We start from the raw sequence: 23,863 nt of genomic DNA, 5'->3' as shown, positions 1-23,863 counted from the left end.
AGGCTCACAGATAAGTTGCGTTGATCCAGTCCGCCACCTTCGGCGACTGATCGATCTGCTTGAGATCGACGAGCATGTCGGAGAGCTTCTGCACGCCATCGACGAACGGTCCCGGCTTGCCGCCGCTGCTCACGAAAAGCGCTTTCTGCTGCGCGTGCGAATACCACTGCGTCTGCTTGAGGATCGCCAGTTGCTCGTCTTCGGACAGATTCGTGAGCGTCATCAGAATGGGCGCCGCCTTTTCGGGGCTTTGCGTCATCATGTCGCTGGCCTGCGCGATGCCTTGCAGAAAGGCCTTCGGCACCTCGGGATGCGCGCTCGCGAACGCCGTGCGCACCAGCAGCACGTCCGGTCCCGGCGTCAATTGATACTGCTTGTAGAGCGAGAACGACGAATCGTCGAGCAGGAGCTTGGTGTCGGGCAGCGCCTTGATGCGGTCGAAGGTCGGCGTCCATGCGGCGGCGGCATCGATCTGATTGCCGCGATAAGCGGTGAGCAGTTCGTTCGCGGGCAGATTGATGATGCTCACGTCCTTGGCCGGGTCCATGTTGGCCTGACGCAGCACGTCGAGCAGCAGCACATGCGAGCTCGATGCATACGTGACGCCGATCTTCTTGCCCTTGAGATCCGCGAGCGATTTCACATTGCTGCGCACGAGCAGCCCTTCGGACTTGCCGAAGTTATTGGGTGTGGAGATGAGTTGAAATTGCTTCGCGCCGTTGGCCATCAGCGCGAGCGCCGAGACGACGCCCGTGCCCGCGATATCGATATTGCCCGCCATCACCGCGCCCATGCGCGCCGAGGACGTCGAGAACGATTGCCAGCGGCAGTCAATGCCGAGCTTCGTGAAGATATCGGTCTTCATCGCGACATACGCCGCGTAGTGCCCGAGCCACGCCGAGCCGCCGTAGTTCAAGGTCGTTGCCGCGCGCGCGAGCGGCGCGAATCCCGCGCTGAAACCCGCCGTGGCCGCAGCCGCGCCGATCCAGGATGCCTGCTTTAGAAATGTACGGCGATTGCTTGTCATCGTTATGCCCTGTCTGAATGAGAGGTGGGGGGCCGGCGGTCTGTTTGCGATGGTAGTAGCGAACGTCGCCCCGTCATTAAGCTATCTGACCAAATCAGAAACTCTTATGTTTTGAAGCAGTTCCGCTAATTTCATGCTGCGCCTTGCGCATCGAAGTCATGCGCGTAGACGTCGAAGAGTTCAGCGGGCATGCCGGGCAGGGCGGCGAGCAATCCCGGCGCGATCACGTCGCGCGCGACCGCGATGGACTCGCGCGACACGGCATCGGCCATCGCGGACCATTCGGAGCGGCGCGTGAGAATGTAGAAGTGTCGATGCCCGATGCGCGTGGCGGGCAGCGGCACGACCGTCACGTCCGGCAGATGCGCGCGCGATTGCCACAGACACAGCGGCGATGTGATCGCGCAGCCGAAACCGGACGCAACGAGGCTGAGCAGCGGATCGGTGTCGTCGAACTCGTAGCGGTTGGGCGCATGGAAGTTCATGTGCTTGACGAGCCGCTCGACCTGTTGGCCGATCAGCGAGCGTCCCGTGTAACGCAACAGCGGCAGTTCGCGCACGACGTCGTGAAAGTCGCACGGCTTGCGGCCCGCGCCGAACGTTTTCGGCGCAACGGCGACGAACGTCTCCGAGAACAGCGGACGCAATTCGACGCGGCGCGGATCGAGCGTCGCTTCGGTGCAGATGGCGAGATCGAGTTCGCGATTGGCAAGTTGTTCGCTGAGCGTCGGCGTGAGGCCGGACCACATCGAAAGCGTCTTCATGCGATCGGACAGGCGCTGCACGAGATGCGGCCCGACGCTCGCCGCGAACGAATCCACGCAGCCGATGCGCAGGCTCGGCACGCCTTCGCTTGTCGCGTTGCGCACGTTATGCGAAACCGCCTGCGCATGTTCGAGCAGCCCGCCCGCCTGTTCGAGCAGAATGCGGCCCGCCGCGTTGGGCCGCACCGGCCTGAACTCGCGATCGAACAGCGCCACCCCCTGTTCGCGTTCAAGTGCCGCGATGAGTTGGCTCACCGCGCTTTGCGTGACGCCCAGCACGCGCGCGGCCTCGGTCATCGAACGCGTTTCGCAGACCGCGACGAACGCCTGCAATGCACGCAGGTCTACCCCGACGAAAGTGTTTCGCATGGTTTCCTCCCGCGCCCATTCTGCCGTATAAGCCTCGCCGCGCTCTGTTCGCATGGGTATTTTCGCGGCGATAATGACGCGCACACGCATTGAACAAGGCGCCTTCGCTTACGCGGAGGTTTTCATCGTCCATCTCACGCGCCGCGCTTTGATCTCTCACTCTCGTTCGTCCGATGCCGGGCCGCGCCGGATCGTGTTTCTGCTCGCGGACGGCTTGTCGATGATGAGCCTCTCGTCCGCCATCGAGCCGCTGCGCTCGGCCAATCGCCTCGCGGGCGACACGCTTTACGACTGGACGCTCGCGAGTCTCGACGGCGAGCCGGTGCATTCGTCGAGCGGCATTGCGCTCGCGGCGCGCACGTTCGACGACGTGTACAAGGACGCCGATTACGTGTTCGTCTGCGGCGGCTTGCGTCTCGCGCCCGCTCTCGAACCGGCCTTCGTCGCGGCGTTGAAGCGCGCGGCGCGTACGCAGGCGGTCATCGGTTCGCTTTCGACGGCGACCTATCTGCTCGCGCTCGCGGGCTTGCTCGGCGGCTACCATTGCACGATCCACTGGGAAAATCTCCCCGCCTTCACGGAGGCGTTTCCCGATCTGCTATGCAGCAGCAAGCTGTTCGAGATCGATCGCGACCGCATGACGTGCTCGGGCGGCATCGCCGCGATGGACATGATGCTGCATCTCATCAAGACGCAGCACGGCAGCGATCTCGCGGTGCGCGTCGCCAATCAGTTTCACCACGAACGCATGCGCGATACCGCCGACGATCAGCGCGGCTGGCGCGATCAGAACCACGCGAGTTTGCCTCGCGGCATCCGCCGGGCCATTGAAATGATGCGCGCGCATGTCGAGACGCCGTTGCAGATCAACGATATCGGCTCGGCCATCGGCATGACGTCGCGGCAGATGGAGCGTCTGTTCCTGCGGCATCTGAATGCGACGCCCGCGCGCTATTACGTGCAGTTGCGGCTGGAGCGCGCGCACGACATGCTGACCTATTCGAGCGTGCCCGTCGCTGATGTCGCCGTGGCGACGGGATTCGCGTCGCCGTCGCATCTGGCGCGCTGGGTGCGCCGCGCGTACGGCATCAGTCCGACGGAGTTGCGCGCGGCGCAGCCGAGATCGTGACGCGCCTATGCGGTTTCGAGCACCGGCGCCGTGGCTCGCAGCGGCAGCCAGCCTTGAAGTTCACGCCAGTCCGGTTCCAGATGCGCGAAGCGCGCAAGCGACAGCGACGAAAGATCGGCGAATCCGCATCGCCCGTCGACGACCAGATCGCGGATCGCGTGCCCGCTCGCCGGCGACAGGCCGAAGCCCACGCTCGATAGCGTCGCGACCGTCACGTTATCTTGCGCAACCGGACGATCGATCACGGGCCGTCCATCCGGCGTGTTCTCGATATAGCCCGCCCAACTGCGGATGACCTTCGCGTGCGCGGCCTTCGGCAGCAGCGCCGCGAGCCGTGCGGCGATGCTGCATTGAAGCGGCGTCGAATGCGCACGCACGTTGCGCACGTCATCGAGTCCGATCCATTCGTGCGGACCGCCGCCGAACGCGAGATTGCCGCGCAGCGTCTGCCGTCCGTAGAGGCCGTTACCGTCGACGCCGCCTAGCGGCATCAGCGGAAGCGGCTCGGTAACGATCATCTCCGCGCGCGCCGCCGCCAGCGGCACGTCGATGCCGAGTTGCGCCGCAAGCACGCCCGTATGCGGCCCGGCCGCGATCACGAGATGATCGCAGGCGAAGTCTCCGTTCGGTGTCTGCACGGCGCTCACGCGCCCGCCTTGCATGACGAAGCCTGTCGCCGGCGTATGTTGCAGGATGCGCGCGCCGTGATCTTCCATGGCCCACGCATAAGCCTGCAACGTGCGATGCGGATTCGCATGTCCGCCGAAGTGATAGAAATATCCCGCATGCACGTTATCGCCCGCGAGCGGCACGAGTTCGCGCACCTGTTTTGCATCGAGGACTTCGGAGCGCAGGCCGTGATGCTCGCCGTTTTCGAGCGCCCGGCGATACAGCCTGAACTGATGCTCGTCGAGCGCAATGCGGATGCGCTCGCGGCAAAACTCCGTCGGATAGCCGAGCAGGTCGTCCATCATCGGCCAGAGTCGTTGCTCTTCCATGAAGAGCGGGCTGTGATGATGCGAGCAGCCGCCGCCGTTACGTCCCGACGCGCCCCAGCCGATCATGCCCGCTTCGAGCACGAGCACGTCGATGCCCTCGCGCGCGAGCCACCATCCCGCGGAGAGCCCCGTCACGCCGCCGCCGACGATGACCACCGATGCGCCCTTGAGTTTGCCTGCTGCCGATGTGTTCATGCTTGCGTGCCTTCGATTGCGTGATTGGCCTGGTTATGTCGACGTAAAAACGATGCCGCTATTCGCTCGCCACCGGTTCTCCGTTCTGCCGCGTGCCCGCTCGATACAGCGGATCGACGCGCCAGAACGGCACCCACTGCGACGCCATGCCGAACCAGCTGTCCCAATGCGGACCCGTCGACGAGGCTTCGGCCACGTCTGCGAGTTGCCGCAGCGCGAGCGGACGCACCGGCGCGCGGAACGTCGCGAGCGGAATGCGCGGCAGCGCGCAGCCGGAGCCGATCGCGAGCAGCGCCGCCACTTGTTCGCGGCATCGACGGCCCTGACACGGACCCATGCAGGCGCGCGTGAGCCGCTTGACCGCATCGGGATTCGGCGGGCCGCTGAGTGCGAGTCCGGCGACGCCGCGCGTGTCATGCGCCGCGTCGGCGGGATGCCAGTCGAGATAACGCGGCGGTCGCACGTCGAGGATTTCGCGCGCGGTGACTTCCTCGCACTGGCACACGAACGGCTCGCCCGCCGCGCCGAGCACGCTCGCGCGCACCCACGCCACGCGCGAAGCGGCGATGTCGTGCGCGGGCGCGTCGGGCTGCGTGACGCGTGCGGTGCCGCAAACGCCCGGAGCGTCGAGCGCCGAACGCGCCGCGCGCCGGCCTTCTTCCCGCGCGACGCCGTCATCGCGGCTCTTCGATGCCCACACGCCCGCGCAGTCGCCCGCCGCATACGCGAACGGCAGCGACGTGCGCTGCATCGCATCGACATTGGCGACGTGACCGCCGCGCGCGGCATCGAATGTCGTGGCGCAACCGGCCGCTTCGAGCAGTTCGATCGCGGGCAGCGCGGCGATGCCGAGAAGCACGGTATCGCATTCGAACGTGACCGATGTGTCCGCATGTGGCGATGCCGCCTCGACCGAGGTGACGCCGTACGCATCGCCGCGCGCGTGCCGCACGACGTGCCGCGTGAGCAAGCGCGCGCCGCCCGCTTCGAGTTGCGACGCCAGCGCGGCGTCGCCGACGATCGCATCGGACTGTTCGATCACCGCTAGGATCCGCACGCCGCGCGCCATCAGATCGACAGCGATGTTCAGCGCGTCCGTGTCGCTGCCGACCAGTACGGCGCGGCGCGCATCGAGTGCGCCGTAGAGCACGGCGAGCCGCCACGCGGCGCTCGCGCCCATCACGCCGGGACGCTGCCAGCCCTCGAAGGCGAGGCCCATGTCGCGCCGTCCGGAGGCGACGATCACCTGTTTGAAGGCGATGAGCCACGTACGCGATGCATCGGCGAGACCGGCAACGTGCGTGTCCATCCACGCGCTCGCCGGGCCGTGCGGAAAGAGGCCCCAGACCGCCGTGCCGAGCTTCACGTCGACGCCCGCTTCCAGCGCATCGCCGAGTTCGGGGCGCGCGTCGAGCATGGCTTCGAGCATCGCGTTTGCGTTGCCGGCCACAGCGCCCATGCGGCCGCCGAAATGCAGCGGCACGTCCTCGCCCATCGTGTCGAGCGGCACCGGGTTTTCATCGACGAGCGTCACGCTGACGCCGCGTCCGGCCGCTTCGAGCGCAGCCGCGATGCCCGCCGGACCCGCGCCGACGATCAGCAGATCGGTCGATTCATCGACGGGCGGCGCCTTGCCCGCGACGGATGCGGGATCGTAGAACGGCGTTTGCATGGCTTCGTTGTCCATCGAGACCCTTATTGCGTAAGGTTGGGCGCGTTCAGCACGAGTTCGCATAGCGTCGATGCGCTCGCGTGAGGTTCCGCGAGCGCATCGACGGCGGCTTCGAGTTCGCTTGCGAAGCGTGCGCCGAAGCGCGCTCCGGTCAACGCGCGGAACTTGCCGCGTTCGGCTTCGGGCGTCATCGGGCGCGCGGGATCGCCGCTCGCCTGCATCGCGCCGGAATCGAGGCGCCGGCCATCGCGCAGTTCGACCGTCACGCGCGCCCAGCGCTCGGCGGGAAACGCCGCGTTGAAGTCCGCGCGCTCGTACGTGACGAGGCGCGGCAGCAGCGCGTGCACCGCCGGATCGATCAGTCCTTCTTCGCCGATGGTGTCCGCATCCACGCGGCCATGCAGCAACGCGGCGGCGACGGGAAACAGCACACCGTATTGCGCTTCCTCGGTGGTGCGCGGCGCGTCGGACCAGAGGCGCTTCGCTTCGTGAAAAGTTTCGATTTCCACACGTTCGATGTTGGTCGCGTCGAAGGCAGCCTGCGCGCGCACCGCGAGCGCAGCCGCAATCGACGGATGCGCCCAGCGGCATACCGGATACGGCTTCACATACTGTTCGAGGATCAGCCAGCGCTCGCCGAGATCGGCAAAGATCGCGGGCGCGTCGCGTTCGACGGTCGTCGCCGGCGCGCCGGTGAAGCCCCGCGAGGCGAGCAGCGCCGCGCTGATGCCCGCGAGCGCGCCCCAGCACGAGCCGTCCTTCAGCATCGTCGGATGATCGATGCAGCGCATCATGTCCGAGCGCGGCCCGTGATACTCCGCGATGCCGAGCGCATGACGTGTCATCGGCACGTCGAAACCGAGCGCGCGGCTCGCGATGGCCGCCGCCGCGAGCGCATTCCACGCGCCCGACGTGTGATATTCGCGGCTCGTCGCATGCAGCGAGATGCCCGCGCGCGTGCCGAGTTCGTAGCCGAGCACCGTCTGCACGATGAACTCGCGCCCGCCCATGCCGGGCACGCGTTCGGTCATCGCGAGCAGCGCGGGTAACACGGTGACGCCCACGTGCCCCTTGGTGAGCGCGTGGCCGTCGTGACCGTCGAAACTGTCGATGGTTGCCGCGCCCGCGAAGGCCGCTCCCGCCGCGCTCGCGATGCGTCCGTCGAACAATATGCGCGCGGGCGTGCGGCCCGCCGCGAAGCAATCGAGCGCGTGCTCGCGCGCAATCGACGACATGCGCGTCGATGTGCCCGCCGCCGCGACGGCGAAGAGGTCGAGGAGACGGCGCTGCGCATCGCGCACGACCGCATCGGGCAGCATGTCGAAGCGCAACGCGTGCGTGAAGCGGCTGGCGTCGTCCTGCAGCGGAGGAGTTGGATTCATCATCGGAAAGCGATTTCGACGTCGGTGGATGGACGGCTGGAGCACGCGAGAATGACGCCCTGCGCTTCCTCGGCGGCCGATAGACCGCCCGCGTGCTGCATCGATACGACGCCGGACACGCGGCGCACCTTGCACGTGCCGCACAAGCCGCTCGCGCAGCCGCACGGAATCACGACTTGCTGACGCGTCGCGGCGGCGAGCAGCGTTTCGCCCGCGCGCACGTCGAAGCGTTTATCGCCCAATGTCGCGTGATAGACGGCATCCGGCGATGGCGCGACATCGTGTTGCGACGCCTCGACGGGCGCGGGCCCGAAATGTTCGATATGAAACGCCGCGCGTCGTGCGCCTTCGGCCGCGTGAATCTGCCGGATGCTCTGCATGAAGCCCGCCGGTCCGCAGCAATACACCGTGCGGCGTCCGAAGTCGGGCGCGACCGCCCAGAGCGTGCCGCGCGCGATGCGTCCGCGCAAGCCGAACCAGCCCGGCGCGGGCGCGCTCAGCCACACGATGACCTTCAGATTCGGCATGCGCGACTGAAGCGCCGCGAGTTCATCGGCGAAAAGAATGTCGGCGGCGTTGCGCGCGCTATGCAGCCACGCGACATCCGCATCCGGCTGACTATGCGCGAGCGTGCGCAACATCGACATCAGCGGCGATGCGCCCGATCCCGCCGATACAAACGCAAGCGGCGCCGCGTTCGCTACGTCGAGCGTGAAGCGGCCGAGCGGATAGCGCGCGTCGATGCGCGTTCCCGGTGACAGACGGTCGTGCAGCCAGCGCGTGACGATGCCGTCCGCTTGCGCCTTGATGGTGAGTTCGAGCACGTCGCGCTCGACGGGCGACGACGCGATCGAAAACGTGCGGTCGTGACGCACGCCGTCGATATCGAGCGTGAGCAGCATCGCCTGACCGGGCGCGAAGCGGCGCGCGCCGTCCGCGTGCGGATCGCGCAGGCGAAACGTCTTGACGCCCGGCGCTTCATCGCGCACGGCAATGCATTCGAGTGTGCGCGCCTGCGCTTCGTCGGACACGATTAGCGTTTGCGCTTCGATCAGCACGTCAGCCATTCGACACCTTCAGTTCGATCGAACGATGCGCATGCGTGCCGTCGAGATATGAGGCGAGCTTGTTCGCATACCAGTTGGTGAAGTTGCGCAGCATGAATTCGGACGGCGCATACGGACCCGGTGTGTAAGCGATGGACCCGACGCCGAGCTGATTGTTTGCCGCGAGCCGCGCGTCCTGCGTGTTGGTCGCGTTCCATACCGAGGTCAGATTGTCGATGTCGTAGTCGACGCCTTCGACCGCGTCCTCATGCACGAGCCAGGTCGTGCGCAGCATCGTGCGCGACGCCGACAGCGGCAGTAGCCGGAAGTGAATGATGTGATCCGCGAGAAAGTGATTCCAGTTGTTCGGCACGCGGAACATGCGCACCGAACCGAGATCGGGGTCGGTGAGATCGCCGAGCAGCTTCGCGCACGCGGGCGATCCGTCCGGCGTGAACGACACCGCGCCGCGATGAAATGGCAGCCGGATGCAGCGGAACTCGTCGCCGCCATCGGCGGGCAGATGCGGCAGGCCGTGACGTTCCCACTTCGCGGCTTGCGCATCCATCAGCAAACGGAAGTCGCGCGAGCCGGCGGGATCGTCGGGCAGGGCGAATTCGATGAGCGTCGCGAGCAGTTCCGGATGATTGCCGGCGCAGTGATAGCACTCGCGATTATTCTCGATGACGAGCTTCCAGTTCGCGTCCTCGATCATCGTCGAGACGGCGGCGACTTTCGTGCGCCACGGCTGATGCGGCGCGATGTACGGCGTCACGGCGTCGCGAAAGCGCGCGATGTCGGGCGGCGTGTCGGCGAGGCAGATATAGACCATGCCGCACACGATTTCGACATGCACGGGCCGCAAGCCATACGCGTCGCGCTCGAAGCCCGCGGGCATCTGCCGCGCATGGAGCAGCGAGCCGTCGAGTTCGTAGACCCACTGGTGATACGCGCATGTCAGGCGATGCGTGTGGCCTTTTTCATCGAGACAAATGCGCGAGCCGCGATGCCGGCACGTGTTGAAGAACGCGCGAATCTCGCCGTCGTGATCGCGCAGCACGATTACCGAAGTCGGACCGATTTCGAGCGTCAGATAATCGCCCGGCTCGCGCAACTCGCAGCCATTGCACGCGAAGAGCCATTCATCGTTGAAGACCGCGTCGATATCGAGCTGGTGAAAGGCGTCGTCGGCATAGAACGGCTGCGGCAGCGAGAAATTGTCGCGGCGTTGCGCGAGGGCGGCACGCACGCGCGTCAGGTCGATCATCGTCATGCTCTCCGTGCGAACGATCAGTTGAATCGATTGTCTGCCGCCGATTTAGCCGGTGCCAACAGGCAGACGACCAACCCGATCACGAAAGCGACACGATGTCGTTTCCGGGCGCACGCTGCGCGAGAATCGTATCGATGGCGCGGGCGTCGCGCACCGTCGGCAGATCGAAACGCGCGTGGCGCACGGCGTCGTAGTCAAGCGATGCAACGACGAGTTCCTCGCGCGGCGACTCGCTTTGCGCGAGGATTTCGCCGCGCGGACCGACGATGCGCGAGCCGCCCCAGAAATGCAGCGCGCCTTCCTGGCCGACGCGATTCGCGAACACGACCGGCAAGCCGTAGACGAGCGCGTGCGCGCGCAACACGGTGTCCCAGCCGCGCGGGTTGTCGAAGTCGGTGCCGACGGCTTCGACGGCGGAACTCACCGGCGCGGCGCACAACGTGGCGCCGTCGCGCGCGAGTCGATGCATCAGCGCGGGACTCCACAAGTCGGCGCAGATCGGCGTTGCGACGCGCCAGCGCGGATCTCCGGGCAACGCGAACTGATCGAGACGTTCTCCGTGTCCGTAGAACTTGCCGTCGTCGAGCCGGCCATATGTCGCCAGCGCAATTTTTCGATGTACGTGCACGACGCGTCCCGCGTGCAGTGTCGCGACGCTGTTGTAGAACAACGCGCCCGGCGCTTCCTCGATGAAGCCGACGACCGCGCACAGCGACGTGCAGTCGCGCGCGAGTTCGAGCAGCGCGCGGTCGTCGCGCGTGATGGCGAGCTTCAGCGCGTGCTCGCCCGCCGCGTGCCCGGCGAGCGACAACTCGGGAAACACGAGCAGACGCACGCCGCGCGCGGCCGCCTTCTCAATCATCCGCCGATGCGATGCGAGGTTCGCCGCGAGATTGCCGGCGACCGTTTCGACCTGCGCCGCCGCGACGAGCAAGGGCTCCAACGCGCGCATCGGTCAGAGCAGGCCGGCGGACTTGAGGAAGGCGCCCGAGACATCGCTGAGCGACTTCTTCTGCACGTCGACTTCGGCGTTCAGGCGCGCCATCGTCGCGTCGTCGAGCTTGGCGGAGAGCGAGTTGAGGATGTCGGCGAGCTTCGGATTGGCGTCGAGCGTCGCCTTGCGCGCGACCGGCGTGAGCGCGTAGGCGGGGAAGAAGTTCTTGTCGTCGCGCAGCACGATGAAGTTGAACGCGGGCACGCGGCCATCGGTCGTGAAGACGAGCGCGGTGTCGACCTGGCGATCCTTCAGCGCCTGATACGTGAGGCCCGAATCCATCCGCTTGATCTGCGACGGCCCGAAGTGAAAGCCGTATTCCTTCTCCAGCGGACGCAGGCCGTCGGGCCGCGCGTAGAACTCGGAATTGCACGCGAAGGTCAGTTCCTTGCCGCTGTTGAGCACCTTCGCGAGATCGCTGAGCGTCGCGATGCCGAGCTTCTGCGCGACGTCGCGGTTCATCGCGAGGCCGTAGGTATCGTTCGCCTTCGAAGGATCGAGCCAGACGAGACCCTTCTGTGCATCGAGTTCCTTCACGCGGGCGTAGGTCTGCTGCGGATCGAGCTTGTCGGTGACCTTGTTGTACGTGATGAGCGACGTGCCGGTATATTCCCAGTACACGTCGACTTGTCCGTTCTCCTGCGCCTGGCGCAGCACCGTGCTGCCCATGCCGTCCTTCTTCACGACATCGAAGCCCTTCGCCTTCAGCAGTTCCGTGGTCATTTCGGCGAGCAGCACCTGCTCCGTGAAGTTCTTCCCGCCGACGGTGATGGTCGATGCCGCCCGCGCGGACTGGCTCGCGCCGAACGCGCCGAGGGCGAGCGCGAAGAGTGTTGCGCCGACGAGGCGCGACCACGGCTTGCGTGGCAAAAGCGGCTTGAACATGGGCTTCGGTTCCGGGAGAAGGATCAACGTTGAGGACTGACGCCGCGCGGCACGAGCCAGTGCTGAAGCTGCGCGATGAACAGGTCGGTGGCGACCGCGAGCAGGGCGGTCGGAATGGCGCCGGCAAGCAGCATCGAAAAATCGTTCAGGTCGATGCCGGTGAAGATGAGTTCGCCGAGCCCGCCCCCGCCGACAAGAAACGCGAGCGGCGCGGTGCCGACGGTGATCGCGAGCGCGGTGCGCACGCCCGCGAGAATCACGAACATCGCGTTGGGCAGTTCGACCTTGCGCAGAATCTGCCATTGCGTCATGCCGATGCCGTTGGCCGCCTCGATCATCGCGGGCGGCACGGCGCGGATGCCTTCGTAGGTGTTCATCGCGATGGGCAGCAGCGTGGCGAGCCACAGCGCGAGAATCGCGGGCTTCGCGCCGATGCCGAGCACGCTCATCGCGAGCGCGAGGATCGCGAGTTTCGGCACGGCCTGGCCCGCATTGAGCGTGAACATCACGAAATGCGCGGCGCGGCCGTTGCCGGGGCGGCTCAGCCAGATGCCCACCGGAACCGCGACGAGAATCGCCGCGACGCCCGCGATCAGCACCATGAGCATTTGCTGGCCCGCCTGATACACGATGTCCGCGCGATACTGTGCGATCGATGCGAACCAGTTGTCCGCACGCGCCGATGCGCTGAACAGCGCGATCGACGCGCCGGCCACGATGCGCGCGCAGCGGGCATTCATCGCGCCGCTCCGGTTGCGAGCTCGGGTGCGTCGGGCGCGGCCGCGATCGCGTGCGGCGACGCCTCGCCCGACGCGCACGCACCGCGCGCCATCGACGCGATGCGTTCGTGCGTCACGTAACCGATGAAGCGTCCGTCCGCGTCGACGCCCGGCAGCCAGCTTGCGCCGTGCGCGAGGAGCATCGACATGACCGAGCGCAGATCGTCGCTCGCGCGCACGACGGCGGGCAGCACGCGCACTTGCGCGGCGTCGAGCGTCGCGCCGCCGGCGGCGAGTTCCATCGGACCGACATGGCCGACGGGCTTGTCCTGCGCATCGAGCACGACGAGCGTATCGGCAAGATGGTTGCGCAACAGCGCACGCGCATCCGCGCTCGGAAAACCGCAGCGGGCGACGCGCGCCGGTTCCAGCGCCGCGTCGGCCGCGCGCATCAGGCGCAGACGCTTCAACGCGCGGTCGGCGCCGACGAAATCCGCGACGAACGCGCTCGCCGGACGCGCGAGCAGTTCGTCCGGACTCGCCATCTGCTCAATCTTGCCGTCGCGGAAAATTGCGACCTTGTCGCCCATTTTCATGGCCTCGTCGATGTCGTGGCTTACGAACATCACGGTCTTCCTGAGGCTCTTCTGAATGTGGCGGAACTCGTCCTGAATCGAGGTGCGGTTGATCGGATCGATCGCGCCGAACGGCTCGTCCATCAGCATGACCGGCGGATCGGCGGCGAGCGCGCGCGCCACGCCGACGCGCTGCTGCTGCCCGCCCGACAGATCGCGCGGATACGCGGGCATGTAGGTCGCCGGATCGAGCGAGACCATCGCGAGCAGCGTTTCCGTGCGCGCACGGATGCGCGGCTTGTCCCAGCCGAGCATCTGCGGCACGAGCCCGATGTTCTCCGCCACCGTCATGTTCGGAAACAGGCCGACCTGCTGGATCGCGTAGCCGATGCGCCGCCGCAGCTCGACGATGTCGAAGCGCGCCGTATCGGCGCCGCCGATCAGGATCTGGCCCGAGGTCGGCTGCACGAGGCGGTTGATCATCTTGAGCGTCGTGGTCTTGCCGCAGCCGGAAGGCCCGAGCAGCACGCACAGTTCGCCTTCCTCGACGGTCATCGAAATATCGTCGACGACCGGCTTCGCGCCGCGCGACTCGAAGCGCTTCGTCAGGTTCCGAAGATCGATCATCGTGCCTCCGCCGATTGGACCGCCGTGCTGGTGAAGGGCGCGCCACGCCGCCAGAGAAAACGCGCGCGGCGCGGCCGCATGCCTTGCGGCGTGAGACGCCATTGCAGCGTGGCGAGGCCGAGATCGGCGAGGATCGCGAGCAGCGCGACGATCACCGCGCCGGCCACGAGCTGACGCGGGTCCGACTGCGAAAGGCCGCGGCTGATGAGCCGCCCGAGCCCGCCCGCGCCGATATACGTCGCGATCGCCGCGATGCCGATGTTCATCACCACGGCCATGCGCACGCCCGCCATGATGATCGGCACGGCGATCGGCATTTCGACGCGATACAGCCGCTGCCACGGCGTCATGCCCATGCCGAGCGCGGCTTCGCGCAGCGCGGGATCGAGATTGCGGATCGCCGCGTAGGTGTTGCGCAGGATCGGCAACTGGGAGTAGAGAAAGAGCGCGATGGCTGCGGGCAGAAAGCCGATGCCCTGGCCGATCAGCGACAGCACCGGAATCAGCAGGCCGAAGAGCGCGATCGACGGAATCGTCATCAGCATCGCGGCGGTATAGAGCACGACGCGCGCGAGCCGCTCGTTGAGCGTGATGACGATGCCGAGTGCGACGCCCGTGACGATCGCGCAGCCGACCCCGGCCAGCACGAGCAGCACGTGATCGACCAGCATGTGCCCGATCGATGCCGCGTTATTCCAGACGAAAACCAGCGTATCCACTGCGGCCTCCCGCGCATACCGATGCCAGCGTTGGTCGAATGTACCGGGCCAAAATCGGTTGAACCAATACAAACTCGACATCTGTTGTCACGAATCCGACGCGGCCAAGATATGTCGGACATCCCGTAACCGTTTTGCATAAGGCAAACTGATGCTCGTTCCCGCCGGTTCGCTGATGAAGCGATCGCGCGCATCCGGTGGATGCATGATGGGCGCCGCCCATGCCCGCCAAGAATAGGCAGAATCACGGAGCTTTGATGAGACGCATCCCAACTCCGCTCGACCTGCGCGCGCTGCAGGCGTTCGTCGCGGTCTGCGAGACCGGCTCGATGACAGCAGCGGCGCGCCGCCTCGGTCTGAGCCAGAGCGCGGTCAGCCAGTCGATCGCGGCGCTGGAGCGCGAGCAGGGCGCGGGCCTTTTCGATCGCGACAGCCGTCCACCGCGTCCGAATCGCGCGGGGCTCGCGCTGCGCGAACTCGCCGGTCCGCTGCTCGATCACGCGCAGCGGGTGAGCGCGCGCATCGGCGATGCGTCGCTCGCGCTCGCGTTGCCCTTGCGGCTCGGCTGCGTGGATTCGTTCGCGGCGACCGTCGGCCCCGAACTGATCCGCGCGATGTCAGGCCCCGCACGTCAGATCGCGTTGTGGTCGGGTCTGACTCCCGGTTTATCGGCGCAGATGCACGCGCGCGAAGTCGATGTCGTCGTGTGTACGCAGACCGCGCTGAACGACTCGCGCATCGTCGAGGTGCCGTTGTTCTCGGAGGCGTTCGTCGCCGTGGTGTCGCGCGGCTGGCTCGAGGAACACGAAGCGCTTTCGCACGATGCCTCGGCGTGGCGCGCGCTCGCCAGTGAACTGCCGCTGATCCGCTATACGGCGCGCTCGGTCATCGGCCAGCAGGTCGATCGCTTCGCGCGGCATCTGGGCATCGACAGTCCGCGCCGATACGAGTTCGATGCTACCGATCCGCTGCTCAGTCTCGTCAGCGCGAAACTCGGCTTCGCCATTTCGACGCCCTTGTGCCTGTGGCAGGCGCGGCATTATCTCGACGAGATCGCCGTCTTGCCGCTGCCCGAAGGGCGCCTCGCGCGGCGCGAGTTCTTCGTGCTGCATCGGCAAGGCGAGTGGAACGATTTCGTCGATGAAACCGTCACGCTCACGCGCCGCGTGCTCGATCACCTGATTCGCCCGGCACTCATGCGCGCCGTGCCGACGCTGCCGGACCATGCGCTGTTATGACTTCCCTTCTTTACTGACGACTTTTCTCATGGACGATCTCTACACGCTACAGCGCGGCGACGCGCCGCTCCTGCTTTCGATCCCGCACCTCGGCACGACGATTCCCGGCGATCTGCGCGGGCAATACACGGATATCGCGCTGACGGTCGCCGATACCGACTGGCATTTGGACCGGCTCTACGCGTTCGCGCGGGAACTTGGCGCCACGATTCTAGGCGCGCGCGTGTCGCGTTATGTGATCGACCTGAACCGGCCATCGTCGGATGAAAGTCTGTATCCGGGACAGACGACGACCGGCCTGTGCCCCGATCTGACGTTTCGCGGCGAGCCGCTGTATCGCGAAGGCTGCGCGCCCGATGCCGCCGAAAAGCAGCGTCGCGTCGCGGCGTACTGGCAGCCATATCACGATGCGATCGCCGCCGAGCTTACGCGTCTGCGCGAGCGGCATGCGAACGTGCTGCTGTGGGAAGCACACTCGATCGCGAGCGTGTTGCCGCGTCTTTTTGACGGCAAGCTGCCAGACCTGAACATCGGCACGCAGGATGGGAGGACGGCGGCGGAATCGGTGACGAAGGCCGTGACGGATGCGGCCGCGCAAAGCGATTACACATGGATCGCGAACGGGCGCTTCAAGGGCGGCTTCATCACGCGCCATTACGGCGCGCCGCAGGACGGGATTCACGCGGTCCAACTGGAAATGTGCCAGTCCGCGTATATGGACGAAACGCCGCCGTTCGCGTATCTGCCGCAAAAAGCCGAGGCTATCGAGCCGACGCTGCGCGCGATGGTCGGCGGCGCGCTCGATGCAGTCGTGGCGTTGAATTGACCGGCCGATCGATCCGAGGCTCAGTGGCCATGGCGCGCGCCGCCGCTCCGGCGCGCGCACGCCCAAGTCGAAGATCCACGCGATCGCGCTGGTCTGCTCGGCACGGTAAAGCTTCCGATCGGCGAGTGCAGGCCGATCGCCCAAGCGTCATATCGTTCGGCCGCGCGCCCGGTGGAATGCTTTGCGACGCTCACGATTCGATGATTTGGTAACGGCCTTCGACAGGCCGCGGCCGATCCGCCGAGACGATCGACCGCATCGAAACGTGTCCGTCGGCTTGTTGGACGGTTCGCGCACGGAGGGCCGTTCCGCCTTTGATGAGGCGGATTGGCTGCTCTCGCATGTGTCGACGAGCATGCTCGAGCGACGTTCAGAGGCCCGGCAGGCGACGCAGCGCATTTGACCGGCCATAGGTGGTCAGCGGACGCTCATCATCGTGCAAGGACTGCGGCATCAGCCGCCAAGACGTCCGTAGCAAATCGCAACGTCAAGAATCTTTACGCTTTACCGTGTCAATGTCCTTCAGAAAAGCCCGAAGCCCCGCCGGACGGGGCTTTGTCGCATATGGCCCGGACCTTGCCTTGATGGCGGCTACACAACCCGGAGCCGCACATGATCGAACGAGGCCGAGCCGCAACGCTCACCCACACCGTCACATCCGCGGACCTCGCAGCCGCCCACGCGCGCGAGGCGGAGGAGCGCTACCCCGATGTACTGTCTACGCCCGCGCTCCTGTCGCTGATTGAGCGCGCTTGCGCCAATGTGCTGCGCGACGCCGTCGGCGACGGGCAACTGTCCGTCGGCGTGACGACACATCTCAGTCATCTCGCGCCGACGCCGCTTGGCGCCGAAGTATCCGCGACCGCGACCTTCCGGGACATCGACGGCGCGCTGTACTGGTTCGACATCGTCGCCACCGATGCGGGCGGGCCGATCGGCACCGCGAGCCACGCGCGGGCGATCGTCGAGCGGTCCGCGATCGAAGCACGCGCCGCGAAACGCCGCCGCGCCCAATAACGCCGACACGACAGAGGACCACACATGAACATAGCAGTTCATTCGCCGACGCACGGCGTCTACTTCGATGAAGCGTTCGAGACGCTGCCGCTCGACGAAGTGCGGCGTCATCAGGATGCGCTATGGGCAGCTCACTGGCCGTATCTGCGCGCGATGTCCGCGTTCTATCGAACGAAACTCGCGCGCTGGGCCGGCCGCGACGACATCACGCTCGACACGCTGCAGGAGATGCCCTTTACCGAGAAGGACGACTTGCGCGTAAGCCAGGAGAACGCGTCGCCATATGGCGATTACGTCGCGTGCACGGAGAGCGGCATCGCGCGGCTGCATCGCACGTCGGGGACGACGGGTCGGCCGCTGATCCTCGCCAACAGCGCGCGCGATGCTGCGGATATCGCCCGCGTCGGCGCGCGATCGATGTGGGCGGCGGGACTGCGCCCGGAGCATCGCGTCGTGCACTGCCTCAACTACTGCATGTGGACGGGCGGCTTCACCGATCACACGATTCTCGAGGCCGCCGGCGCGACCGTCGTGCCGTTCGGCGTCGGCAACACGCGGCTTCTGATCGATTCGATCCTGAATCTCGGCATCGACGCGATTTCATGCACGCCGTCCTATCCGGCGCTGATCGAGCAGGTGCTGCGCGAGAGCGGCGGCCCCGCGCCGCGCGACCTCGGGCTGAAGCTCGGGCTTTTCGGCGGCGAGGCCGGTCTCGACAATCCGGAGTTACGCGCCGCAATGGAGGAGAAGTGGGGCTTCGCGGTGCGCAATGCGAACTTCGGCCTCTCGGAAGTGCTGAGCATTCTCGGCGGCCAGACGGACTGGACGACCGATCTGCTGTATCACGCAGCGGACGTGGTGTTCGCCGAGATCATCGATCCGCATACGCTCGCGCGTCTGCCGATCGAAGCCGGCACGACAGGCGAACTCGTCTGCACGCATTTGCGCAAGCAGTGCCAGCCGCTCGTGCGCTATCGCACACGCGATGTCGTCACGGTGACGGGCACGGATGCCGGCCCCGATGGCCGCAGCGCCTGGCGCTTTCGCGTGACGGGCCGCACCGACGACATGTTCAACGTGCGCGGCGTCAACGTGTTCCCGGGCGCGGTACGGCTCGCGGTCGAGGCGTTGCCGCAATGGGCATCGGGCATGTTCCGCATCGTGCTGAAAGGGCCGGGGCCCTACGACCGCATCGCGATGAGGGTCGAGGCCGCGAACGGCTTGCCCGTCGCACGCTGGAACGATGCCGCCGCGCGTATCGAGGCGGCCGTGCGCGAACGCATCGGCGCGAGCGCGGCTGTGACCATCGTCCCGTTCGAGCACTTTCCGCGCACCGAAGGCAAGACACGCTGGATCGACAGGGAGCCCGCATGAACTACGTCAAGACACACACGGATGGACTGCTTCGGGTGGTGACGCTTGACCGCCCGGAGCGCATGAACGCGATCGGCGGCGCGCTGCTCGACGGTCTGCACGAGGCGCTGCAAGGCGCGAACGACGACGCCTCGTGCCGCGTCATCGTGCTGACGGGCGCGGGCCGTGCGTTCTGCGCGGGCGACGATCTCAAGGAGTTCGGCGAGCAGAGCGCGACCCACGCAAGCATTCGTCTGCATATCGAACGCATCCAGCGCATCACGCGCGATCTGATGTTCAACGCGAAGCCCGTCATTGGCGCTGTGCATGGCTTTGCCGTCGGCGGCGGCTTCGAGTGGATGCTCAATTGCGACATGGTCGTGGCGTCGGACGATCTCGTCGCGTTCTTTCCGGAGATGGCGTGGGGCCAGTTCGTCACGGGCGGCGTCACGCATTTGCTCCCGCAGGCGCTCGGCCATCAACGCGCAATGGAATTGTGGCTGCTCGGCGAGCGGCAAAGCGCGCAATCGCTGATGTCGATGGGACTCGTCAATCGCGTCGTGCCGCGCGACGCGATGCTCGATACGGCGATCGCGCTCGCCGCGCGCATCGCGGAGCAATCGCCCGGTTCGATCGCGCGCCTGAAGCGTCTCGTCACGACGCAATTGAGCGAATCGCTCGCACGGAGTCTCGAACTCGAGTTCGACGCGACGATCGACGCCTTCGCCGATCCCGAGGCCGCCGAACGCGTCAAGCAGTTCGCCACGAGAAAAGAGCGCGCGCAATGAACCCCAAAGCCCTGACTTTCGATTACTTCGGCACGCTCGTCGATGTGGATCACGGCGGCACGCTCGGCATCGCGGAAGTGTTGCGGCGGCTGTCGATCGAGACCGGCGACGCGATGTTCGACATCTATCTCGACTGGGATATCCGCAATGTGCGGCTGTATCGCGGGCAGGCGTACGCTCGTTACCGCGACGTGGCGGGCGAGGCGCTCGCCGCCGTGCTCGATGCGCGCTGGCCCGGCGCGCGCAACGGCCACGCGCTGGACGAGCTGACCGACCTGTTCCTCGCGCATCTCGTCGAGGCCTCGCCCGCGCATGCGGACGCCGAGCCGTTTCTCGACTGGGCGGCGTCGCGCTATCCGCTGATGCCGATCACCAACATGGACAGCGACTTGTGGCGGCGCACGCAGCTCACGCGCTATTTCGAGCATGTGACGACGGCCGAGATGGCGCAGGCGTACAAGCCTTCCGAGGCGATCTTCAAGCTCGCGCTCGACCGCCTCGCGCTGCCGGCGCAAGACGTGTTGCACTGCTCGCTCGCGAGCTGGGCCGACATCGACGGCGCGAAGCCGCTCGGCATGGCGGTCGCATGGATCAATCGCGGCGCGGACACGCTCGGCGCGTGGCAGCCGCGCCCGGATTTCGAGTTCGACACCTTGTCGCCGGTACGGGACCTTCTTGAGAATCTGACACTCATTGCGACGGGAGAATCACGATGAAACCGATGAATACGGCAATCACGTTCATTGCATGCGCGGCGATGCTATGCGGCGCGGCGCGTGCGCAGGAAGTCGTTAAGATCGGCGTGGCCGGCCCGCTGACCGGCAGTGCGGCGTCGAGCGGCAAGGACGACGAGCGCGGCGTGCGGCTCGCCATCGACGAATTGAACGCGAAGGGCTTCGCGATCGCGGGCAAGCCGGTGAAATTCGAGCTGATTTCGATGGACGATCAGGGCGACCCGAAAGTCGGCGTCAACGTCGCGCAGAAGCTCGTCGACGACGGCGTGTCGGCGGTCATCGGTCACTACAACTCGGGCGTGAGCATTCCGGCCGCGCGTATTTACAACGACGCCAAAGTCGTGATGATGACGGGCGCCTCGTCGAACCCGGACCTCACGCATCTCGGCTATCCGTACGTGTTCCGCCTCGCCACCAACGATAACGTGATGGGCGGACGCATGGCGGTCTACGCGACGAAGGTGCTGGGCGCGCAACGCGCCGCCGTCATCGACGACCGCACCGCCTACGGCACGGGCGTCGCGGACGTGTTCATCAAGACCGCGCAGAAGGAAGGCTTGCAGATCGTCGCGCGCGAGTACAGCACGGACAAGGCGACCGACTTCAAGGCCATTCTCACGCAGATCAAATCGCGCAATCCGCAGGTGGTGTTCTACGGCGGCTACTACGCGCAGGCCGCGACGCTCGCGCGGCAAATGGGCGAGCTGGGCCTGAGCGCGACGCTCGTCGGCGGCGACGGCATCTGTTCGCCCGAATTCGACAAGCTCTCGGCAGGCGTCGCAGACAAGCGCATGTTCTGCGCGCAAGGCGGCGCGCCGCTCGACACGCTGCCCGACGGCAAGGCCTTCCGCGCTAAGTTCAGGGATGCGTTCAGCGCCGATGTCGATACCTACGCGCCCGCGTTCTATGCGGCGACGCTCGTCGTCGCGGATGCGATGCGCAAGGCGGGATCGGCGAAACCGGAGATATTCGTGAAGGCGCTGCGCGATCAGTCGTTCGACAGTATTCTCGGCCCCGTCAAGTTCGATTCCAACGGCGACTGGATCGATGCGCCCGTCACGGTGTATCGGCTGAACGGCGGCGCGCTCACGGCGATCGCGCAGAAGGACTGAGCGCGCGGTGCCGCGATGCGCGGGGCGGCGGGATTTTGTCCTGTTACATTCGAAGCCGTTGACCCACCGCATCGCAGGTAGATATGGCCACCGTCGCGCTCGATCCCAACATCGCCACACTCGAGAGCGCGCTCGCGTCGCTCAGATGGCGCGATGCGCGCCGCCTGGCCGCGCGCGAGGCCAGGGCGTGCATCTTCACGCTGGATCGCAGCGGCCATGTGCTCGAACCGCTCGCGCAAATAGGCGATGCCGCGCTCGATTCCTTTTTCGCGCGCTGTCCTTCAGCCGGCCTCGCCGCGCTCGCCGAAGCGGCCACGGTTTCATCGGGCGGCCGCTGCGTGACGCTGGCGCTGCGGGACGCCGGTGCATCGATAGCGCAGGCGTTTGCGCTGCGTGTCGATGCGCATGGCCGCCGGGTGTTTCTCGTCGCGTTGCGCTGGCGGGAGGCGGCGAATGAAGCGGCGAATGACGCGACGCCCGCGCCGTGGATCACGCTGCTCGGCGCGACGCTCGACGTGCTGCTGCAAAGCGCGTTCGACCTGGCCGCCTACGACACGCTCGTCGAGGAACAGCGCGCGATCATCGACCATATTGGCGATGGGCTGATGGTGATTGGACAGGGTCAGGTGTTGCGCCACGTCAATTCGGTCGCGGGACGCATTCTGGGCATCGATCCGCGGACGAGCATCGGCAAGACGCTCAACGAAGTGATCGATTTCGAGCCGATCGTCGGGCCGATCTATCGGACAGGTGTGGGTTACGTCGATCGCGAGCTCATCATCGATTCGCCCGCGCGCCACTTGCACCTGCTCGATACCGCTATCCCGATCAAGAACCGTTGCGGCGAGGTGGTGTCGGTCGTCAACACGTTTCGCGAGATGCGGCGCGTGCGCAAGATGGCGGGGCGCTACGCGGGCAATCACGCACGCTTTACATTCGACAACGTGATCGGCTCCAATACGGGCCTCAAGCGCGCGGTCGATGCGGCGAAAAAGGCGGCCCGCGGCGCGTCGAACGTGTTGTTGTCTGGCGAGAGCGGCGTCGGCAAGGAAGTGTTCGCGCAGGCGATCCACAATGCAAGCGCGCGCGCCACGCTGCCGTTCATCGCGATCAATTGCGCGGCGCTGCCGCATGCGCTGATCGAAAGCGAGCTTTTCGGCCATGCGCCCGGCAGTTTTACCGGGGCGGCGCGGGAAGGCCGTCCGGGCAAGTTCGAATCCGCGGACGGCGGCACGGTGTTTCTGGACGAAATCTCGGAGTTGCCCATCGACGTGCAGGCGAAGCTCTTGCGCGTACTGCAGGAGCGCGAAGTCACGCGCATCGGCGACACGCGCGGCATTCCTGTCGACGTGCGCATCATTTGCGCGAGCAATCGCGATCTCGCTTCGATGGTGCTCGCGAAGACGTTTCGCGAGGATTTGTACTATCGCTGCAACGTGATCGAGATCATGATTGCGCCGCTGCGCGAGCGTCGCGAGGATATCCGCGCGATGGCCGCGTTCTTCCTCGATCGATACTGCGCGCGCATGCACAAGCCGAGGCCCGACATCGCGGAGCGGGCACTGCGGCAACTCGAAGCGCATGACTGGCCGGGTAATGTGCGCGAAATCGAGAATCTCGTAGAGAAGATCGTCAACTTCAACGAAGGCGAGCCTGTGGCGGATGTATCGGCGTTTTTGGGCGGCGCATCGGTTTCGCCGGCGCGGGATGGGCCGGCGGAGCGTCATGGCGAGCCGGTGTCGCTGAAGGAGGCGGAGCGCCTCGCCATCGAAAGTGCGTTGAAGGCGTGCCATCTCAATGTGACGCATTGCGCGAAGCTCCTGCAAGTGTCGAAGCCCGCGCTCTACGCGAAGATGAAGCGGCATGGCATCCGCGTCGAACGGTCGATTCGTCAAGTGGAGTGAGCGGGTAGTCTGGTCGGCTGCGCCGGTTGACTGCGTGTCACCGAGCTGCACACCCGGCGTGCCGAGGACACTGCGCGTGGGATGAGCGCCGGATGTTTGCGTCGGTTCTAATCGTTGCTCCTTACCGGTTGATTGCTAGACTAGCCCGCGCATGCCGAATGCGCCCAGCGCCACACGAATCGATCCGTCCTACCGCGGGCCGACGTGCATCTCTTCCATCCGCCTGCGCAGTTATTGCGTAATGCTGCTTCGCCTTTCGGGATGCGGCTTGTCAAATCATTGCCTGCGCCACACCATCAAATGCTTGCTTCCGGCCGTCGAGTGTCTCGAATCAATTCAGGATGCGTTGCTTGGTCACGCGGCCCGGGCATAGGCGATTCCACCGCACCGCGATCGCACGGTATTCCCGCCTGCGCGCCGGTCCCTTCTCGCGGGGTGGGCACCGTATGGAACCGAAGGCGGGGGCGTTGGGAGATGCGGGAGAGTTCGAAAACGTCGCTAAATGAACGGCGTCGAC

At 66.0% G+C, this 23,863-nt stretch carries 21 protein-coding genes; 9 read left to right on the top strand and 12 right to left on the bottom strand.

The genetic code is table 11. The features are described from left to right. Positions 1-4 precede the first annotated feature (4 nt). Entirely contained in the window at positions 5-1,027 is a 1,023-nt protein-coding gene (locus AWB76_RS23155; RefSeq protein ID WP_061162477.1) for an ABC transporter substrate-binding protein, read from the bottom strand. 131 nt (positions 1,028-1,158) lie between these two features. After that, on the bottom strand, positions 1,159-2,160 hold the full coding sequence (locus AWB76_RS23150) for a LysR family transcriptional regulator (protein ID WP_061162560.1): 1,002 nt from the start codon (positions 2,158-2,160) through the stop codon (positions 1,159-1,161). A gap of 148 nt (positions 2,161-2,308) precedes the next feature. On the opposite strand from AWB76_RS23150, the gene AWB76_RS23145 reads away from it, so the two are divergent. After that, positions 2,309-3,289, top strand: coding sequence for a GlxA family transcriptional regulator (locus tag AWB76_RS23145; RefSeq protein WP_167357778.1), 981 nt, complete (start codon positions 2,309-2,311; stop codon positions 3,287-3,289). 5 nt (positions 3,290-3,294) lie between these two features. Here the strand turns inward: AWB76_RS23145 and AWB76_RS23140 are convergent, their stop codons facing one another. The 10 genes from AWB76_RS23140 to AWB76_RS23095 form a co-directional block, all read right to left on the bottom strand. Next, positions 3,295-4,482 (bottom strand): NAD(P)/FAD-dependent oxidoreductase, encoded by a 1,188-nt coding sequence (locus AWB76_RS23140; protein WP_061162475.1) that lies wholly within the window; start codon positions 4,480-4,482, stop codon positions 3,295-3,297. 58 nt (positions 4,483-4,540) lie between these two features. Further along, positions 4,541-6,169 (bottom strand): FAD/NAD(P)-dependent oxidoreductase, encoded by a 1,629-nt coding sequence (locus AWB76_RS23135; RefSeq protein WP_061162474.1) that lies wholly within the window; start codon positions 6,167-6,169, stop codon positions 4,541-4,543. An 8-nt stretch (positions 6,170-6,177) separates the two neighbouring features. Further along, positions 6,178-7,539, bottom strand: a complete 1,362-nt coding sequence (locus AWB76_RS23130) for an MmgE/PrpD family protein (RefSeq protein ID WP_244173426.1) — start codon at positions 7,537-7,539, stop codon at positions 6,178-6,180. Beyond that, a complete protein-coding gene (locus AWB76_RS23125; RefSeq protein WP_061162473.1) occupies positions 7,536-8,603 on the bottom strand; it encodes an FAD-binding oxidoreductase in 1,068 nt (355 codons plus the stop codon). The genes AWB76_RS23130 and AWB76_RS23125 overlap by 4 nt, the downstream gene beginning before the upstream one ends. Continuing rightward, positions 8,596-9,855 carry an aromatic ring-hydroxylating oxygenase subunit alpha gene (locus AWB76_RS23120; RefSeq protein ID WP_063936380.1) on the bottom strand — a complete coding sequence of 420 codons (1,260 nt, stop codon included), beginning with the start codon at positions 9,853-9,855 and terminating at the stop codon, positions 8,596-8,598. Before AWB76_RS23120 ends, AWB76_RS23125 begins: the two co-directional genes overlap by 8 nt. Positions 9,856-9,934: 79 nt before the next feature. After that, on the bottom strand, positions 9,935-10,798 hold the full coding sequence (locus AWB76_RS23115; protein ID WP_244173425.1) for a nitrilase-related carbon-nitrogen hydrolase: 864 nt from the start codon (positions 10,796-10,798) through the stop codon (positions 9,935-9,937). Between the two features lie 12 nt (positions 10,799-10,810). After that, a complete protein-coding gene (locus AWB76_RS23110) occupies positions 10,811-11,734 on the bottom strand; it encodes a glycine betaine ABC transporter substrate-binding protein (protein ID WP_061162471.1) in 924 nt (307 codons plus the stop codon). 23 nt (positions 11,735-11,757) lie between these two features. Beyond that, positions 11,758-12,474, bottom strand: coding sequence for an ABC transporter permease (locus tag AWB76_RS23105; protein WP_082864501.1), 717 nt, complete (start codon positions 12,472-12,474; stop codon positions 11,758-11,760). Beyond that, positions 12,471-13,655 (bottom strand): ABC transporter ATP-binding protein, encoded by a 1,185-nt coding sequence (locus AWB76_RS23100; protein WP_063936379.1) that lies wholly within the window; start codon positions 13,653-13,655, stop codon positions 12,471-12,473. The genes AWB76_RS23105 and AWB76_RS23100 overlap by 4 nt, the downstream gene beginning before the upstream one ends. Next, positions 13,652-14,374, bottom strand: a complete 723-nt coding sequence (locus AWB76_RS23095) for an ABC transporter permease (protein WP_082864500.1) — start codon at positions 14,372-14,374, stop codon at positions 13,652-13,654. The genes AWB76_RS23100 and AWB76_RS23095 overlap by 4 nt, the downstream gene beginning before the upstream one ends. A 257-nt stretch (positions 14,375-14,631) precedes the next feature. On the opposite strand from AWB76_RS23095, the gene AWB76_RS23090 reads away from it, so the two are divergent. From AWB76_RS23090 to AWB76_RS23055, 8 genes are all read left to right on the top strand, one after another. After that, positions 14,632-15,612, top strand: a complete 981-nt coding sequence (locus AWB76_RS23090; protein WP_061162470.1) for a LysR family transcriptional regulator — start codon at positions 14,632-14,634, stop codon at positions 15,610-15,612. 28 nt (positions 15,613-15,640) lie between these two features. Then, positions 15,641-16,438 (top strand): N-formylglutamate deformylase, encoded by a 798-nt coding sequence (gene hutG, locus AWB76_RS23085; protein ID WP_061162469.1) that lies wholly within the window; start codon positions 15,641-15,643, stop codon positions 16,436-16,438. A 612-nt stretch (positions 16,439-17,050) separates the two neighbouring features. Next, the gene (locus AWB76_RS23080) at positions 17,051-17,455 is read left to right on the top strand and encodes a thioesterase family protein (RefSeq protein WP_061162468.1); all 405 of its coding nucleotides are present in this window, start codon (positions 17,051-17,053) and stop codon (positions 17,453-17,455) included. Between the two features lie 24 nt (positions 17,456-17,479). After that, complete coding sequence (locus AWB76_RS23075; protein ID WP_061162467.1) at positions 17,480-18,829, top strand: phenylacetate--CoA ligase family protein; 1,350 nt, start codon at positions 17,480-17,482, stop codon at positions 18,827-18,829. Next, the gene (locus tag AWB76_RS23070) at positions 18,826-19,596 is read left to right on the top strand and encodes an enoyl-CoA hydratase/isomerase family protein (RefSeq protein WP_061162466.1); all 771 of its coding nucleotides are present in this window, start codon (positions 18,826-18,828) and stop codon (positions 19,594-19,596) included. Before AWB76_RS23075 ends, AWB76_RS23070 begins: the two co-directional genes overlap by 4 nt. Continuing rightward, positions 19,593-20,312, top strand: a complete 720-nt coding sequence (locus tag AWB76_RS23065; RefSeq protein ID WP_061162465.1) for an HAD family hydrolase — start codon at positions 19,593-19,595, stop codon at positions 20,310-20,312. Before AWB76_RS23070 ends, AWB76_RS23065 begins: the two co-directional genes overlap by 4 nt. Beyond that, positions 20,309-21,442 (top strand): branched-chain amino acid ABC transporter substrate-binding protein, encoded by a 1,134-nt coding sequence (locus tag AWB76_RS23060; RefSeq protein ID WP_061162464.1) that lies wholly within the window; start codon positions 20,309-20,311, stop codon positions 21,440-21,442. The genes AWB76_RS23065 and AWB76_RS23060 overlap by 4 nt, the downstream gene beginning before the upstream one ends. An 83-nt stretch (positions 21,443-21,525) precedes the next feature. Beyond that, positions 21,526-23,346 (top strand): sigma-54 interaction domain-containing protein, encoded by a 1,821-nt coding sequence (locus AWB76_RS23055; RefSeq protein ID WP_061162463.1) that lies wholly within the window; start codon positions 21,526-21,528, stop codon positions 23,344-23,346. Positions 23,347-23,863: the final 517 nt, after the last annotated feature.

Origin of the sequence: Caballeronia temeraria (assembly GCF_001544795.2) — a bacterium.
Taxonomy (GTDB): Bacteria; Pseudomonadota; Gammaproteobacteria; order Burkholderiales; family Burkholderiaceae; genus Caballeronia; species Caballeronia temeraria.
This window is presented reverse-complemented; position numbering and strand designations above follow the sequence as displayed.